The organism is Blastocatellia bacterium (genome assembly GCA_016713405.1).
Taxonomy (GTDB): Bacteria; Acidobacteriota; Blastocatellia; order Chloracidobacteriales; family JADJPF01; genus JADJPF01.
The window spans coordinates 131,487-148,482 of the sequence record JADJPF010000020.1; the positions used below are offsets into that span (position 1 = coordinate 131,487).

Genomic DNA, 16,996 nt, shown 5'->3' on the forward strand with positions numbered 1-16,996 from the left:
GTTATATTAGCTAATAGGAATAGATAAAGAGAATGCTGACCCTACACCAACTTGACTTTTTACAGAAACATTACCTTTATGAGCTAATGCAATATTTTTTACTATAGCTAAACCTAAACCAATCCCTAATTGGCCGCTACGGTTTGAAGCCTGATAATAAGGGTCAAAAATATAGGATTGTTCTTCTTCAGAAATACCTGAGCCAGAATCAATTACAGTAAAAGTTAAATTATTGTCTGAGTCTAACAAACGAGCCTCAAACCAAATATTTCCATTTTCAGGAGTGTATTTTATAGCATTATTAAGTAAGTTAATTAATGCACGTTGCAAATAATGTACATCAACTATTATAGGTTTTAGATCTGCTTGACAGCCAAAATTAAGTCTAATTTGCTTTTCAAGTGCTGAGTTATAACATTCTTCTACAACTTTAGACATTAATTCTTGAGGAATAATTGCTGTCTTATTTAGCTGTAAGGGTAATTGCTCCATTCTAAATAAATCTAACAACTCAGTGACTAAATGAATAACTTGACCACAACTATCATGTGCTGCTGAAATCAAAGAAATCATATTTGGGGTTAGTTTGATTTCTGCTTTTTGTCGAGATTTTATTAGAAAAAGATCTAAAGTCCCTAAAACTGTAGTCATAGGCGAGCGAATGTCATGCACTAACATAGCAACAAATTGTTGGCGGGTTCGGTCTAAGGTTTTACCAGTATTTGCAAATTGTGTTTTTTCTAAATTGTTATTTTGGCTAACGTCTGTCTTTTGAATTGGATATAAATAATTCTTAAGAAATTCACTGGCAAAACTTAAAATTGGTAAAATATTTTTATTAGTAGGAAGTTGGTTATTTTCTGGACTACCAACAAATATCAGCCCAAGTAGCTTTTGATTTTTTCCAAGTAATGGAACAACTATTCCATTACCTTTTTGCCATTTGTCAGGCTGAGAACTAGTTACAGAAAAAAGCTGACATACTTGCCCAAGTAAGTTTTGATTAGCTTCTGTTAAATAGTAGCAACTACCAAAAGGATCTATCTTAAATATTTTATGAGATTGGCATAATTTCTTAAATGCTTGATAAGATAGTGTAAAATTGCTTAATAGATTTTTACTTTTACTAGTAACTCTAGAGTTACTAGCTATTAAGTTATTTTTTTCGGAAAATAAAACTCCAATAATTTCTTGATAATCACTATATTTAGCAATAGATTTAACAGTTTGTTGAAGCAAAAGTAAATTTTTTCTTTCTAATTGCTTAATTAATTCATTTTCAGAAACAACAGATGTTTTCTTATCTGTTTCTATAACTTTATTAGCTATATTTACTCTATTTACTTCTTTACCAACTTCTATTATTCCAAGAGCTTTAATTTCATTATTATTTTCTATCATGATATTTTCCTACTTATTAGCAGTTTCTTCTTCATCTGATTTTAATAATTCTATAGTAACTTTACCAAAAGACGGTTTTGCAGTAATTAATAAAGGTATTCTTTGTTTATCATCACTTACCCAAACACGTATTGAGTATTTATCAGAAAGCACTTTTTCTTGATCTTCAAGCCTAACAATTAGCTCACGAGCAGTTGTTTTTCCTGTGGGTGAATTGATTTCCTCAACACTTCCTAAAGCTACTTCTATAAAAGAAGTCTTTTTATCTGAAGCATTAAAAAGAGCTATTCTTTCACCTTCAGGATTTAAGCTTGCTGTACGAATTGCCCATAAAATAGAACTAAGATCATGTGTTTTTGGCAAGATTGCAATAGGCTTTTCATTTGCAACCTTAACAGTATGTTTTTCTTGATCATAAATTAAAACGCTTTGTTCCGGTTTTGTTCCTTGTTGGAGTTGTCGTTCTACTATGGTTGGTAAATTGGTTTTAGTGTCTACAAAAGCAGTGTAATGATTATTTAACTCAAAAAGATCTCTAGCTAATCCAACTGTTGCTAATTTTAACTCTAAACGGTAAAAAGGCTTGTTTTCTTTTGTTGCCTTTTCTGTTTGTAGCGACATTTTAGCAGCTAATAAATTATTCCATTTGATTGCGTAATTTAACTTTTCGCCTATTTGTAGTGCGCTTGCTTTAACAACTTCTTTGTTTTTATCAGCAAAAACATAATTTGTTGTAGGTAGTAAAATGATAGTAAAAAGAAGTAATAAAATAACTAATTTTTTCATGATGGATTCCTACTTAGGTAAAAGTTAGAGTGTAGCAATTATTTAAGTTCTATGCAATAACTCATCTTTTAGTAGATGCTAAAGATAATTAGGTTGCCATTAGTATTAGGTTGATAGACTTTCTAAACTAGCAACTATTTCTGCTGCTGCTTTTGCGGGGTTAGGATGTGCTAAAATGGGGCGACCAATTACTAGATAATCTGAGCCAGCTTTTAAGGCTTCTTCTGGGGTCATAACTCTTTTTTGATCTTGAGTGTCTGATTGTGCTGGTCGTAGTCCAGGTGTAAGAATTACAAAAGGAGATTGTGTAGCATTTCTAATTAAAGTTATCTCTTGTGCTGATGCTACTACACCATCTAAACCAGCTTTTTGAGTAAGTTTTGCTAGTCTAACTACTAAGTTAGAAAGATTTTCATTAATAGCTAGATCGTTAAGCGAAGCTTGGTCATGACTTGTAAGCACTGTAACAGCAAGAATTAGCGGTTTGGTTAAGTTTTCTTTTGTTGCTACCTTTTCGCATTCTTCTGCTACTTGGCGCATCATTTCTAGCCCGCCTAACGCATGGACATTACAAATAGACACACCTAGACGCATTGCAGCAACAACTGCATTAGAGACTGTATTAGGTATGTCATGATATTTTAGGTCTAAAAAGACTTTTGCCCCACGTCCTATAATTTCTTTAACAAGTTCTGGGCCTACAGATGTAAAAAGTTGGCTACCAATCTTAAAAAGTCCAACAAAAGGTTTTAATTCTTCTACAAGTGAAATAGCCTGCTTGCGACTATCTACATCAAGTGCAACAACTAAACGATCTTTAGCGGAGAGTTTCATAAATTATTATTTTCTTTAGGTTTATGTAAACAAACTCGGTTACGGCCAGTTTGTTTAGCTTCATAAAGAGCAAAATCAGCAGCTTCAATTAAATTATTAGCTAAGGAGCTATCATTAGGAAAATCTGCTACTCCTATGCTAATAGTGATATGCAGATGGGAATCTGGATCATGAATTGAAGCAGGAAAATTATATTTTTCCATAGCTTCTCTAACTCTTTCGGCGGCCTCTGCACCTTTATCTTTAGGGGTTTCTGGCAAAATAGCAATAAATTCTTCACCACCATATCTAGCTAAAACATCAGAGTCCCGAAGCGTTTGTTGAATTACTTTAGCTGTATGACGCAAAACTTCACTACCAATTAAATGTCCATAGGTGTCATTGACTTTCTTAAAAAAGTCTATATCCATCATTAAGATACAAAACTCATGTCTATGTCTTTGTGAGCGGACAATTTCTCTTTCTAACTCTAAGGAAAAACTCTTACGTGTAAGTAGCCCAGTTAAATCATCATGAACAATTAATTCATGGACGCGCTTTTGGTACTCAACTTCTAATTCATCTAGCATAGCAAACTTAAAAAGTTGCCGACCAATTTTTATTTTATCTCCATCTTGAAGCAAACGACTTTCTTGTTGTGGTACAGTAAAACCATTTAGTAATGTTCCATTAGTGCTTCCTAGATCAGAAAGCCAATATTGTTTATCACCATTATCTGTAGTAATAGAAAAAACTTGGGCATGTACACGCGAAGACACATCATCATCTAGTGGGAGATCTACTACATCGCTATCACGGCCAATTACTAACTTGGCGCGGTCAATCCTTACCACCGTACCAAGTTTATCTCCACATAAGAAGATTAGAGCGGCATGATGTTTTTTGGGGACGAATATTCCGCTGATTCTTAATTGTTGAGTTTTATTGCTGTTATCCACGGAGAATACTATACCCTTAAAAGTAGTTATATCGCAACATGTATAAAGTATCTGAAAAAATCTTTAAAATCTTTGTCAGATATTTTGCAAGATAAAATTAAATAACGCAAATAATAAAATGGGAAGCAATTTTATCAAGAACTTTGCTAATAATGCTAGCATTTTCTCTAAGAGATTTGCGGCTTTTCTGCATAGTAACTTGACGATAAATTATTGGGACAATAGAATTTTTATGTGAGAAAATCAAACCAAAATTAATAAGTAATGTTATTGCTAGTTGTTAGGAGTTTTAATGAGTAATTCTGCTAGTTTATCAAGCATAGAACCAAGTCTTGAACTTAGTGTAAAGTTAGTTGCTGAAGCACATTTACCTACAGAGGTAGGGGATTTTCGTATCTTAGGGATTCGTAGTAAGGTTGATAGCCAGGAATTTGTTGTTTTAGTCAAAGGTGAACTAAAAACTAACGAACCAACACTTGTAAGAATCCATTCTCAATGTTTGACAGGAGATGTTTTTCATTCTATTAAGTGTGATTGTGGACGACAATTACAAGCAGCAATGAAAAAAGTTGCTACAGCAGGCTTAGGTGTAATAATTTATCATCCGCAGGAAGGCAGAGGGATAGGTATTATTAATAAAATTCGTGCTTACGCGCTTCAAGATCAAGGTGCTGATACCGTAGAAGCTAATTTACGTCTGGGTTTTGATGTAGATGAAAGACAATATGACCAATGTAGTGACATTATTAAGTTGTTAGGCATTACCCATAAAACTTATGTCAAACAATCCAGATAAACTATCTGCTTTGCAACAAGCCGGAATTACTGCTGAACGTGTGCCACTGGAAATAGAACTAACTACAACATCACCTGCGTTAGATTACTTAAAAACCAAAAAGAAAAAATGGGGCATTTATTGTCAGAAGTCTAAATAATATAGATAGCAAAAATGCTATCTATGGAGAAACTTTATGTTGCCAATCTACAAGGCAAGTTTGACAGATAGTTACAACAGACAAATAAAAGACTTACGTATTTCTATTACTGATCGTTGTAATTTTCGCTGTGTCTATTGTATGCCTGAAACCGGCGTTCAATGGAAAGATAAGTCAGAGATCCTTTCCTATGAGGAATTAATTTATTTAGCAAAAATCTTTGTTTCTTTAGGTGTTACTAAACTACGTGTAACAGGCGGTGAACCACTTCTTAGACGTGGTGTAGTTAAATTTATTAAGGAATTATCTAAAATTGACGGTTTAGAAGACTTAGCCTTAACAACAAATGCTTATTTTCTTCCTGAATTTGCAGAAAAATTAGCTGCTGCTGGACTAAAAAGAATTAGTATTAGTATTGATTCCTTAAAACCAAAAGCTTTTGAGTTACTTACAAAAGTTGACGCACTTGCACGAGTTTTAGCTGGAATTGAAGCAGCGCAACAATGGCATTTAACACCAATTAAAGTTAATATGGTAGTAATGCGCCATATTAATGAAAATGAAATTGTTGATTTTGCTCGTTTTGCTAGAGAAAAAAACTTAATAGCTCGATATATTGAATATATGCCTTTAGATGGGCCAGGGGAGTGGAACAAAGATTTAGTAGTTTCTGGTCAAGAAATTTTTGACAAAATTAATGTTGTTTATCCATTAAAACCATTAATTGCTAATCATAAAAGTGAAACTGCTCAGCGTTTTGGCTTTGCTGATGGCGTAGGCGGAGAAATAGGAATTATTGCACCAGTTACACAACCTTTTTGTGGTGCTTGTAGCCGGATACGCCTTACAGCAGATGGACAAATCCGAACTTGCTTATTTTCACTAACTGAACATAACTTACGCGATTTGCTAAGAAATGGTGTAAGTGAACAACAAATAAAAAATTTTATAATTAGTGCTGTACTAAAAAAAGAAGTTGGACATAAAATTAATGATCCAGATTTTATTGCCCCAGAAAGAACAATGTCTTGTATTGGTGGCTAGCGTTTACAAGATAAAAAGGTAAAAATTTATTATGGCAAAGTGGTTTGGTAAAAAAGATCAAAAGTTAAATCTTAATCCTGGCGAATTTGAAGTTCTTACCACCCAAGCACAGCGGGCTTGGTGGGAAAATGGCAAGATAATTATGACCAATCATCGGCTTTTTGGTTTCCAGCAGTTCGTAGCAAACAAAGTTCCCCTACAGTAGAAGTTGATATGGAAAAAGTACTAGGTTGTGTAGAAAAACGCTCTTGGTACTATTTATTAACAAAACCCTCTTTACGCATTTTGCTAACCTCTGGTAAGTCTATGGATTTTCATAATATTAAAGACTTTGGAGGGGTAAAAAGCAATGTTGAACGTTTTATGGGACGTGAACGCTATGTTCCAGGATCATTATTTACTGAGTAAAATTGCGGGGTGAAGTTATGCCACACCTAGAAGTTTGTAATTGTGCTTCTTGTTTTTTTATTAGGCAAAACGAATATGAACAACGGGAATTTATTCATGTTCAAAAAGAAAAATTAAAAACTTTTCTTCTTACATATTCTTATTGCTATTGGCTTGTTATTACCCTTTCTTTTATTTTAGCAAAAGTATATTTTCATATTTCTACAACAATTATTTTATCTTTATTTGGATTTTATATAACTGGTATACTTTTATTTGTTATTTTATCAAATTATGCTTTTGCTATTTCTTATCTAGGCTATCTACTAAAACCAAAAGATGCTATAAGCCATATACTAGCAATATCATTAGTTTATTCTTTTTTTATAAGTTTACCTTTTCCAAAATTTGATCTTTATGGATTTTTCCTTTGCATATTTATATTATTTGGCCTTCATTTAGCTTGTTTTTGTATGGGTTATATTGTTCGCGTTGCAAAAAATAGACAACTTAATCCTATAAGTTAAATATTATTTATAAATTAAATATTTTTCTCTTAGTCTGATAAACTCATCAACACCGCCTGACCAAGAATTTTCTATCTCATCAATAGACATATTTGCTTCAATTTGCTTTCTAACTTTGTCTGTCCCAAAAATTACATCAATAGGCAATTTGTCATGCACATATTCATAAGGCGGTTGTTTCCACTCAAACTTATCTGTGTAAAGATGATAAATTGTGCTTAAAATTGCTACTGCTGTAATTACTGATTTGTAAGTTTGCCTATCAGTTATATGAAGTTGTAGCCCACCACATAATTGACCAACATGCTTATGGAAAGTAGGCTGGTAATAAGTTGGACGAAAATAAACACCAGGTAAGTGTAAATTATTTAGCTCTTCAGTTAGTTTATATGGGTCAATATAGGGTGCGCCAATTAGCTCAAATGGGCGAGTTGTCCCGCGACCCTCAGAAACCATTGTCCCTTCAAAAATTACCATTCCTGGATAAACCGTTGCTGTATCAAGTGTTGGCATATTTGGCGAAGGCAAAATCCAAGGAATATTGCTTTCTGACCACCACATCGAACGCTTCCAACCTTGCATTGGTACTACGTTTAACTTGCAGTTAATTCCAAAAGCGTCATTAAACATTAATGCTAGTTCGGCTACTGTCATTGCGTGACGCATTGCAATAGGAAATAAGCCAACAAAAGAAGCAAATTCTGATTCTAAAATATTTCCCTCTACTAGCTCTCCTCCAATTGGATTAGGGCGATCTAGCACCACCATTTCCTTACCATATTTAGCGCAAGCTTGCATTGCATGTGCCATAGTATAAATAAATGTATAAACTCTAGTTCCTACATCTTGAATATCAAAAACCAGCACATCAATATTTTTAAGCATTTCTTCTGTAGGGACACGAGTTTTTCCATATAAACTATAAACTGTTAGGTTAGTGCGGCTGTCCTTAAAGCCTTCCCACTCAATCATATTGTCTTGAGTCTCGCCGCGAATACCATGTTGAGGGCCAAAAAGCGTGGTTAGATTAAATTCTGAACATTTGTAAAAACTATCTGCGGCGTGTTCAAATTGTTGATTTATAGAAGCAGGATTAACTATTAATCCTACACGCTTACCACGTAGTAAATCTAAATGATCAGTAAAAATAGTTTCTAGCCCTAATTTCATAAAAAATCCTTTTGCTAATTGGAGTTGACTAGTTGAAGCAGGCTATCATATTAAATTAACTTTGTTGATTCAAACTTACTTAGTAGTGTGGAAAAAAACATGTCTTCAACAACCAATAGTTCTACAGGATCTTACGCTAATCAACTAGAAAAATTTGTTGCTCTTATGGACAAGCTTTGGCAAGAGCATTTAACATCGCCAACTATTGCAGGGCCAGAAAAATTTTATGCATGGGGGAATCTTGACTATGTAGTCATAATGTCAGAAAAAAAATTTGATGATCTTGTAGAGTTAAAGACTAAAATAGGTTGTTTGGAAATTAAAAAAGATACAGATGGAAAAATAAACTGCCAAATTGTAGAAGATAAAACATTTAGAAAAAAAACAACAAATCTTGAATTATCTAGCGATCCTCAAGAAATTTTAGAAAAAGCTATCATTGCGTTAAATCATTATTATTCAAAAAATATAGGCTAGCTAGCGTCGGGCAATCCAGCGCAATTGTTTTCTAGTCTTTTGGGCTATTTCAAACGCTTCATCCAAATCATCAGATAAAACTGTAAAATGCCCCATCTTACGCTTGGTTTTAGCCTTTTTCTTACCATAAAGATGTAAACAAACATTCGTGTCTGATAAAAGCCCTGTTGTGCCAGACAAATGATCACCTTTATGATCACCTAAAATATTGACCATAACCGCGGTTTTAGAAAGCATTCTAGGCGAGCCTAAAGGCAAGTTACAAATTGCCCGCAGTTGTTGTTCAAATTGGGAGCAAAGACAAGCGTCTATGCTGTAATGACCGCTGTTATGGGGACGTGGAGCTATTTCATTGACTAGGATTTCATCATTTTCTAGTAGAAACATTTCTACACAAAATACACCAACAATATTTAGATTTTGGGCAATTTGTCGGGCGATTTCTGTTGCTTGGTCTGCAACTTTAGCAGAAACAAAAGCTGGGACAAGGGTAGTGTCTAAAATATTTTCTACATGAATGTTTTCTGTTACAGGATAGGTGACTATTTGGTTATTTCTATCTCGAACGCAAATAATACCAAGCTCTTTGGTAAATTTAATCATTTTTTCCCAAATTAATGGGCGGTTTAGTAATTCTTGAAAAGCTAGTTGAGCTTGTTCAAGGTTGGTTACTTTAACTTGGCCTTTGCCATCATAACCACCATAAGCGGTTTTGATAATAGCAGGAAATCCAATTTTACTAGCAGCTTGTTCTAAATCTACAAGAGTGTTTACTGGGTAAAATGGAGCCGTATTAATCCCAATGCTTTGAACAAATTGTTTTTCTAAAATTCGATGTTGAGTAGTTTTTAGCACCTGACTACTAGGAAAAACCGGATAACCTGCTTCTTCTAAAGCTATTACAGAGCGAACATCAATATTTTCAAACTCATAAGTGACAACATCACAACGTTTGCCAAGTTTTAGGACAGACGCAATATCATCATAATTAGCAACAATATGTTTATCAGCAACCTGTGAGCAAGGCGCGTCTGGCGTTGGTTCAAGGACATGAACACGATAGCCCATTTGACGGGCTGCCAGGGCTAGCATTCTTCCAAGTTGACCACCGCCAAGAATACCTATGCGGCTACCTACTTCTAAAGCTTTAAGTTTTTTTCTAGTAGATAACATTACTTTCCTAGTTTTAAGGGTTAATTACAGCAAAAAATCCATCTTGACCGCCACCACCAAAAGAACTTTGTGCGCCGTTTAAAGTAGGAAAGTTAGTAGATTCGGTAACTCCAGTCAAATAAATTATTCCTGTATTTGTTATAACAACATTGGTTTCTCTGTCCATTCCATTGCCGCCAAAATAACTAGAGGAGATCGCACGACCTTGAGCATCAAAACTAGTAATATAAATGTCTGTTGCTCCAGATAAACTAGTTTGTAGAGCATTACGGGTTGGAAAATCAGCAGAAGCCGTTGTACCAACTAGGTAAACTTGACCGCTAGGATCTACAAAAGAAAACCCTAAACTTTGGTTGTTTTCATCTTGGCTACCACCTAAATAAGTAGAATAAACTACATCTCCATTGGCTCCAAACTTAGTAACAAATACATCAAAAAATGCTCCAAATCCGCCTCCAGACATTGCTTGAAACGCATTGCGAGTTGGAAAATCTATTGATTTAGTTCGACCTATTACGTAAGTATTACCTAATGAATCAACTGTAAAATTACCAACTTCTTGCATTAATTGCCCACCTAAATAAGTAGAAAAGATTAAACTGCCATCAGTAGCAAATTTAGCTACTACTAAAGTTTTATCTCCACGTTGGACAGATTGAAAAGCGTTTCTCAGTGGAAAATTAGGTGAATTACTTTCGCCTAACAAATAAATATTTCCATTTGTATCAGTTGTAATACGCAGTATAGTTTCTACTCTTTGACCACCAAGATAAGTTGTAAAAATAGGCTGTCCAAGCATATTTATTTTTGCTAGAAAAATATCTCCTGCTTGGCCGTAGGTTGATTGGAAGCTATTTCCTACCATAGGAAAATTACTAGAAAAAGTTGTTCCAGAAAGTAGTAAATTATTGGCATTATCTAAAGTTACTTTTAAGTCTAAATTAGAAGTTAATTCCCTATCATTACCACCAAAATAAGTTGAAAAGATAATGGCTCCCTGATCACTTAGCTTAGTGATAAATACATCATCATTGCCACCAAGTGTTGATTGAAAAGCACTTTGAATTGGGAAGTTAGGTGAGCCAGTTTTTCCTACTAAAGTAATATTGCCAGTTGTGTCTACAACAAAGTTACGGATGTCATCAAACCCGCTACCACCAAGGAAAGTGGAGTAAATAACTTCTCCACGAGGATTAAACTTTGTGATAAAGCCATCTGTCCCACCAGCAAATTTCTTTTGTCTTGCATTTCGTTTTGGAAAAGTTTTGCTTTCAGTTGTTCCTGCTACGTAGATATTACCTAATGGATCTAAGCTTAAACCAGCTATTTCTTCATTACCAATACCACCAAGGTAAGTTGAAAAAATAGCACTGCCATTAGAATTTAGCTTAGTAAGAAAAAGGTCTGAAACATTAGTGGCAACACCATCACGATTACCATATAAAGTTTGGAAAGCATTTAAGAGCTTAAATTCTCTAAAATTTGTAGTTCCTAACATAATAAAATTACCATTGTCATCTACTACAAATCTAAAAGGATCTAGTACTTCTCCGCCACCACCAAGATAAGTTGAATAAACAAGTCCACCATTAGCATCTAGTTTAATAACAAAAAATGTCTCTAACCGGGTTTTAGTATAAACCTCTTGGAGAGCATTTTTTAGCGGTAAATCACGGGAGTTGGTTGCACCTATTACATAGATATTTCCACTGTTATCAACCACCATTCTTAATGGTCGCTCCTCATTTTTACCACCTACGTAAGTTGAGTATAGTATTTGTCCGTTAGGATTAAGTTTTACTATTGTTAGCTCTCCTGAACCTTTGAAACGGTTTTGAACAGGGTTGACTAGGGGAAAATTGCTAGAACGACTACTACCAACAAGATAAAAATTGCCGGCTGAGTCTGTAAAATTTAGGTTAATAGCGTCTTGTCCATCGCCACCAATATAAGTTGCATAACTAATAACAGGATCAATTACTAGGGTATGATTTGGGTCATATTTAGCTAAATTAAAACTAACCGTGTTATCAGTAATTAAATAGCTACAATCAACAAATTGTTTATTATTGTTAATTACTTGATAAACAATAGGTTTATGCTGGCGGATAGTTTCATTAGCTACTGTTAAAATCAAGTCTCCATTATCAGCTAAAGCTAATTTTTCTATTCCGTTATAGCTAAGTTTAATTTGTTGAGGGTTGGTTTTTGAAGAAACTAGAAAATCATATTCTAGCTGTCCATTGTTTCCATAATAATTTAAGTCAATACCAGGATAGACTGATTTTGCTTGGATTTGTTTGTAGTGTTTAACTTGGGTCTGCCAATTTTTTTCATCATTTCCAATAAAATAATTACTTTTTCCTACAAGCGGATTTTCTGCTACTAGCTCACTTTGAGCATTAGAGTTGATGAAATTAATTTGGATTTGTTTGTTAGGATTTCCTTGACTATTTAGCAAAAGATTAATTTTATTAGCAGTTATTTCTGCCTGATAAGCCTTGGTTTTAGCAATAAATTGATTATTGTTAATGGCTTCAAAATAAACAGTTTTGTCTATATCTGCATTATTTTTGCTAGCAGCAACAGTGCTAGCTTCAGAACTAAACTTTAAAGGAATTTGACTAGGTAAAATAGGAAGGTTAAGAGAAAAAATAACCATTAAAGAGATAGATAATTTTAAGTAAGTCCATAATTTTTTTAGGCAATACATAAGTTTAGCTCCTTAAATTTTTTAGAGGCTTTTTCCTTTTGATGTGGATAATAGCTAAATTGTTGGTATTTTTATAAGCTTGTTTACGGAAAAGGTAAGCTATAGATTGCTAACTAATTGTATAAAAACAAGATAGCTGACTTAACAATAACAAAATTAATGTTAAATCAGCTATAGGTTAAAAACTAAAAGTAAACTTTAGAAGTTAATCATATGTCCAACTAAGCCATGAGCCGCTTCCTTGACAGCTTCGCTTAATGTTGGATGTGCATGAATATTTCGGGCGACTTCTTCAGCGGTTAATTCCCATTTTTGGGCTAAGGTTAGTTCGGGTAGCAGTTCTGTAACATCTGGCCCAATCATATGTCCACCTAGTAATTCACCATATTTTTTATCGCTAATTAATTTTACAAAGCCTGTAGCGTCACCTAAGCCGTGTGCTTTACCATTGGCTTGGAAAGGGAATTTGGCTACTTGGACATCATAGCCTTTTTCACGGGCTTGTTTTTCGGTATAACCAAAGCTGGCAACTTGAGGTTGGCAATAAGTTGCACGTGGCACCATATCAAAATTTATTTCTATGGTTTCAGCACCAGCAATATTTTCTGCTGCAATAACTCCCATTGATTCTGCTACGTGAGCAAGCATAAATTTTGCAGTAACATCACCAATAGCATAAATATGGGGGACGCTGGTTTGCATTTTGCCATTAATATTAATTGCGCCACGTTCGGTAAGTTTTACACCAGTGTTTTCTAGTCCATAGCCTTCAGTGCGAGGCTTAAAGCCTATAGCTTGAAGTATTTTATCTGCTTCTAAAACTTGTTGTGTACCATCAGGCCCGGTGACAGTAACACGAACATTTTTTCCTGTATCTTCAATATTATCAACGCGGGTTTTAGTCATTATTTTAATGCCGCTACGTTGATATTGTTTATGTAATTCTGCTGAAACTTCTTCATCTTCTAAAGGAACAACACGGTCTAAAAACTCTACAATTGTGACATCAACATCATAATTGTGCATTACATAAGCAAACTCTACTCCAATTGCACCAGCACCAGCAATAATAATGCTGCTAGGTAGATTATCTTGCATAATCTGTTCTTCGTAAGTGACAACTCTTTCACTTAGTTTTGAGCCAGGAATTAACCGAGTAGTTGTACCAGCCGCAATAATACAATGCTTAAATCTAATAATTTCTTCTCCACCTTTATTTAATTTGACTTGTAGGTTGTGTGGATCAAGAAAATTTGCCCAGCCTTCATATTCATCAATTTTATTTTTACGCATTAAAAAGTGGACACCTTTAACGCGGCCATCAGCAACTTTACGGCTACGGCGAAAAGCTTCGCCATAATCAAAAGACACTTTACCATCTACTTTAATACCAAAGGTTTTGGCCTCTTTTTTGAAAATATGGGCTAGTTCTGCATTTCTTAGTAATGCTTTGGAAGGAATACAACCAACATTTAAGCAAACACCACCCCAATATTGTTTTTCAACTATTGCGGTTTTTAGCCCTAGTTGGCTGGCTCGAATTGCTGCTACATAACCACCTGGGCCAGCACCTAAAACAACAACATCATATTCTTTCACGGTTAAAACCTCCTAAAAAGTTGAGAAAAATTAATTATAATAAAACCTATTTATAAAATCGCTATAATGGATTATAACCTAGTTTTTGTAAATGCTAATTGGTTGTGGATTAAGTACATTGTAAACTTATTTGCGAAATGAAATATCTTAAAATTTTGGGGGTGTTTGTGGAAAGATTTACTAACTTACAATCTATTGAGGATTTAACAGAGCTTTTTTGTAATGAGTGTGGCTTACTTGAAAGAAGAAAAAGCGGACGTTGCCCTACAGGACAAGCTACATGTGGTGCGCAAATTAATCAAATTTATCAATTACGTTCGGCTTACTCTGGCTTACCTATAGGAACTAAAGTAAGGATTAGAGACATTTTTTGGTCTATAAAACATGATTATGCTACGGTGACTATTGCAACAATGCAAAATAATCGTTTTGGAATGACTTGGACATTATTAGAGAAAGTCTAAAAGCTAATTTTAAGTACTATTCTAAAGGTAAAGTTGGGTTTACATCTGGAATTAAGATTTCTCCTACATCAATATTATCTAAGCAAAGACGGTAATTTTCCCATGCTTCTGTATCAAGTAAATAAAAATCATTAGCACGTAAAAACCAAAGCACTTTTTCTGGAGTAAAACCAAAAACTAGTGCTTTATAGCCGCCTATTTCCATAGCTAGACAAAGTTCGTCAAGTTGAGGATCTTTTAATATTACAGAAAATGTAGTATGTACAAACTTGCCGGTAACATGGCTTAGTCGGGTTTCAATATGTAGTATATCTGTGCGAGCATGAGAAATTAACCTAGCCTTAGGAAAATATTCTTGGACAGCGGCTAAAATCTGGGCATCAACAAAAGGGCCTGCAAGACGATTGATCGTGCGACCAATAATTGACGTTTTAAGCATTGTCCAAATGGCTGAGTTTTGATTTTTTCCTTGTTCTGACATCTTTTCCTCTTTTTTTGTACAGAATAACGAAAAAATTATTTTAGGCAAGACAAAAGAATCAAGTATTTGTAAAATTTTAAGAAGAAAAATAAAAAAATAAAGGCACCCATAGAAATTAAAATAAAAAATAGTTATGAGTAAAACAATTACAGAAATTACTTTAGGGCTAGAACAATTTTTGTTGATAATTTCAACTACTGCTATTAGTTATGATGAAATTTCCCCACATTATTTTCACAAGAACTTTTTCAACAACTAGAAGCAAAAAAACTTGTTTGGGAAAATAATTACACTTATGTTCCTAATATAATTCATATTTTTGTTCCAACGGTAAAACCTAAGAAAATACAGGATTTAGAAACAATTTTTTCTACCAAGGCATTTTACCAACATATTTATTCTTATATTCAAGCAAAAGGTTATAAGTTATTTGATTTTTTACGCACAGAAATAGATCTACTTCCTGGCGTAGCATCAAAAACAAAGTCAGGACGCTTAAAAAGTCGCTGTATGGTAAGAATAGAATGGCCTAATAGCAAGCAATCGCCCAGTGGGTTTGATGTTCTAGTTGAGGCTAATGCTTCGCGTATTATCAAAGTTGGACATCCAAAAACAGAAGTTTCACCTCTAGCATTGCTACAAACGGTTAATGCCCGTGCTTTTAGAGAGCATTACCTAATCGTTAAACCACTTACTTATTTAGGACGTTCACAGAATGTTTTTTCTGTTGAAGGTCTAGTACAAGAAAAAAATCATTTTGCTTTTTCTCGAACAGGAGATTCAATTAATAAATCTATTTCTCGTCGTCATGCTTGTATTGAATTTCGGGACGGGCAGTTTTTCTTAAAAGATTGTAATAGCCGCCGTGGAACAGCTATACAAAGATTTAAGCAAGGTTGGCAAGAATTAACTGTTCCGTCTAATGATATAGGAGTTCCTCTAGAAGATCATGACATCATTCGTTTAGGTAATGCTTTAGTTACATTTGAACATATTAAAATAGAACAACTACCAGATTTATTAAAGAGATTATTTTCCGAAGGCCATATAGATACAGGAATGTTACAGGATACAAAAGAAAGACAAGATAATTCTCAGCGTACATTTACTAAATTACTTAAATATTTTGATACATAAGTATTTCAGCTAGCGTATGCAGACAATCAGGACAAAACTTAGCTTGCTTTTTTTCTACTGCTTCTAAGTTAGCAGAAAAAGACATTACACAACGTTTGTTTAAGCAATGTCTAAGTCCGATAACGTGGCCTAATTCATGAGTTACTTCTTTGCAAAGAATGGAAATTAGGGAATCAAAATTTTGTGAGTTCAAGTCTGTTAATCTTGCTAAGGAAATAATAGCTATTCGGCCTGCTACTTCTGCTTCTCCAAAAACAAAAGTGCTGCCACTTGAAAATAAATCTTTAGAAAAAATTGCTATAGTACGGTAGTTATTAGGGGATAGGGGTTTAAGATAAGCTAAAATAGCAGTAGAGTCATATTGCTGGCGTTTTTTATTGTAAGCAAATTCTAAATTTAATTGTTTTATTTCTACTTTACATAAGGCATTAAATAAAGGCTCAAGATGATTAATTAATGAGTTAATTAATTCGTTTTTTATAGGTTGTAATAAAAGTAGAAGAATGTTTAATTTATTTGAGTTGTAATTTTGTGATAAGCTCATAAGTAATCAAGTAATAACCAGTAAGTAATAAAATTTTTTGGATAGAGACTGCGTAGCATTTTAGCCTTTTTATATTGGGTCGTGATAGAATCTTGCAACTTTCGTAGTTAGTCAAGGAGTTAGTCAATTTTATGGCCGATAAGACAAAAAAACATCCAGAAAATATTTTTGGTCGCTTTTATGTTGATGTTGAATGTATTGACTGTGATGTTTGTAGAGATACTGCCCCTAGTAATTTTACTCGCCAAGATGATGATGGATATTCTTATGTTTATAAACAACCTGAATCACCAGAAGAGGAAGAACAATGCCAAGAGGCAATGGATTCTTGCCCAGTAACAGCAATTGGAGATAATGGAGATTAGCCAATAGAATCAAAATTAAGT

General features: G+C 34.0%; 17 protein-coding genes and 1 pseudogene. 8 read left to right on the plus strand and 10 right to left on the minus strand.

The annotated features are described in order from the left end of the window. Window positions 1-6: 6 nt before the first annotated feature. From IPK14_18855 to IPK14_18870, 4 genes are all read right to left on the minus strand, one after another. Window positions 7-1,401 carry a HAMP domain-containing histidine kinase gene (locus IPK14_18855; GenBank protein ID MBK7995357.1) on the minus strand — a complete coding sequence of 465 codons (1,395 nt, stop codon included), beginning with the start codon at window positions 1,399-1,401 and terminating at the stop codon, window positions 7-9. 9 nt (window positions 1,402-1,410) lie between these two features. Then, window positions 1,411-2,187 (minus strand): DUF3108 domain-containing protein, encoded by a 777-nt coding sequence (locus IPK14_18860; protein MBK7995358.1) that lies wholly within the window; start codon window positions 2,185-2,187, stop codon window positions 1,411-1,413. Between the two features lie 105 nt (window positions 2,188-2,292). Further along, entirely contained in the window at window positions 2,293-3,021 is a 729-nt protein-coding gene (gene pyrF, locus IPK14_18865) for an orotidine-5'-phosphate decarboxylase (protein ID MBK7995359.1), read from the minus strand. Further along, the gene (locus IPK14_18870) at window positions 3,018-3,959 is read right to left on the minus strand and encodes a GGDEF domain-containing protein (protein MBK7995360.1); all 942 of its coding nucleotides are present in this window, start codon (window positions 3,957-3,959) and stop codon (window positions 3,018-3,020) included. Before IPK14_18870 ends, pyrF begins: the two co-directional genes overlap by 4 nt. Window positions 3,960-4,251: 292 nt before the next feature. On the opposite strand from IPK14_18870, the pseudogene ribA reads away from it, so the two are divergent. The 4 genes and pseudogenes from ribA (at window position 4,252) to IPK14_18890 (ending at window position 6,852) form a co-directional block, all read left to right on the plus strand. Further along, window positions 4,252-4,890, plus strand: a pseudogene (ribA, locus tag IPK14_18875) (GTP cyclohydrolase II). 40 nt (window positions 4,891-4,930) lie between these two features. Then, a complete protein-coding gene (moaA, locus tag IPK14_18880) occupies window positions 4,931-5,938 on the plus strand; it encodes a GTP 3',8-cyclase MoaA (GenBank protein ID MBK7995361.1) in 1,008 nt (335 codons plus the stop codon). Between the two features lie 120 nt (window positions 5,939-6,058). Further along, window positions 6,059-6,346 (plus strand): hypothetical protein, encoded by a 288-nt coding sequence (locus IPK14_18885; protein MBK7995362.1) that lies wholly within the window; start codon window positions 6,059-6,061, stop codon window positions 6,344-6,346. A 17-nt stretch (window positions 6,347-6,363) separates the two neighbouring features. Then, window positions 6,364-6,852 (plus strand): hypothetical protein, encoded by a 489-nt coding sequence (locus tag IPK14_18890; GenBank protein MBK7995363.1) that lies wholly within the window; start codon window positions 6,364-6,366, stop codon window positions 6,850-6,852. A gap of 3 nt (window positions 6,853-6,855) precedes the next feature. Here the strand turns inward: IPK14_18890 and IPK14_18895 are convergent, their stop codons facing one another. Next, window positions 6,856-8,022: a DUF1343 domain-containing protein gene (locus IPK14_18895; protein MBK7995364.1), complete on the minus strand. Its 1,167-nt coding sequence runs from the start codon at window positions 8,020-8,022 to the stop codon at window positions 6,856-6,858. Between the two features lie 99 nt (window positions 8,023-8,121). On the opposite strand from IPK14_18895, the gene IPK14_18900 reads away from it, so the two are divergent. Continuing rightward, window positions 8,122-8,499: a hypothetical protein gene (locus IPK14_18900; protein ID MBK7995365.1), complete on the plus strand. Its 378-nt coding sequence runs from the start codon at window positions 8,122-8,124 to the stop codon at window positions 8,497-8,499. Here the strand turns inward: IPK14_18900 and purK are convergent, their stop codons facing one another. From purK to lpdA, 3 genes are all read right to left on the minus strand, one after another. After that, window positions 8,500-9,672 carry a 5-(carboxyamino)imidazole ribonucleotide synthase gene (gene purK / locus IPK14_18905; protein MBK7995366.1) on the minus strand — a complete coding sequence of 391 codons (1,173 nt, stop codon included), beginning with the start codon at window positions 9,670-9,672 and terminating at the stop codon, window positions 8,500-8,502. A 13-nt stretch (window positions 9,673-9,685) separates the two neighbouring features. Continuing rightward, window positions 9,686-12,385: an SBBP repeat-containing protein gene (locus IPK14_18910; GenBank protein MBK7995367.1), complete on the minus strand. Its 2,700-nt coding sequence runs from the start codon at window positions 12,383-12,385 to the stop codon at window positions 9,686-9,688. A gap of 198 nt (window positions 12,386-12,583) precedes the next feature. Beyond that, window positions 12,584-13,984: a dihydrolipoyl dehydrogenase gene (gene lpdA / locus IPK14_18915; protein ID MBK7995368.1), complete on the minus strand. Its 1,401-nt coding sequence runs from the start codon at window positions 13,982-13,984 to the stop codon at window positions 12,584-12,586. 167 nt (window positions 13,985-14,151) lie between these two features. Here lpdA and IPK14_18920 point away from each other — a divergent pair, with 167 nt between their 5' ends. Beyond that, window positions 14,152-14,448: a hypothetical protein gene (locus IPK14_18920; protein MBK7995369.1), complete on the plus strand. Its 297-nt coding sequence runs from the start codon at window positions 14,152-14,154 to the stop codon at window positions 14,446-14,448. A 16-nt stretch (window positions 14,449-14,464) separates the two neighbouring features. Here IPK14_18920 and IPK14_18925 read toward each other — a convergent pair whose 3' ends face one another. After that, window positions 14,465-14,929 carry a hypothetical protein gene (locus IPK14_18925; protein ID MBK7995370.1) on the minus strand — a complete coding sequence of 155 codons (465 nt, stop codon included), beginning with the start codon at window positions 14,927-14,929 and terminating at the stop codon, window positions 14,465-14,467. A gap of 510 nt (window positions 14,930-15,439) precedes the next feature. On the opposite strand from IPK14_18925, the gene IPK14_18930 reads away from it, so the two are divergent. Next, the gene (locus tag IPK14_18930) at window positions 15,440-16,066 is read left to right on the plus strand and encodes an FHA domain-containing protein (protein ID MBK7995371.1); all 627 of its coding nucleotides are present in this window, start codon (window positions 15,440-15,442) and stop codon (window positions 16,064-16,066) included. On the opposite strand, the gene IPK14_18935 is transcribed toward IPK14_18930, so the two are convergent. Further along, entirely contained in the window at window positions 16,047-16,610 is a 564-nt protein-coding gene (locus tag IPK14_18935; protein ID MBK7995372.1) for an archaemetzincin family Zn-dependent metalloprotease, read from the minus strand. The two genes, IPK14_18930 and IPK14_18935, sit on opposite strands and share 20 nt — an antisense overlap. Before the next feature lie 131 nt (window positions 16,611-16,741). On the opposite strand from IPK14_18935, the gene IPK14_18940 reads away from it, so the two are divergent. Next, window positions 16,742-16,975: a ferredoxin gene (locus IPK14_18940; protein MBK7995373.1), complete on the plus strand. Its 234-nt coding sequence runs from the start codon at window positions 16,742-16,744 to the stop codon at window positions 16,973-16,975. Window positions 16,976-16,996 lie beyond the last annotated feature (21 nt).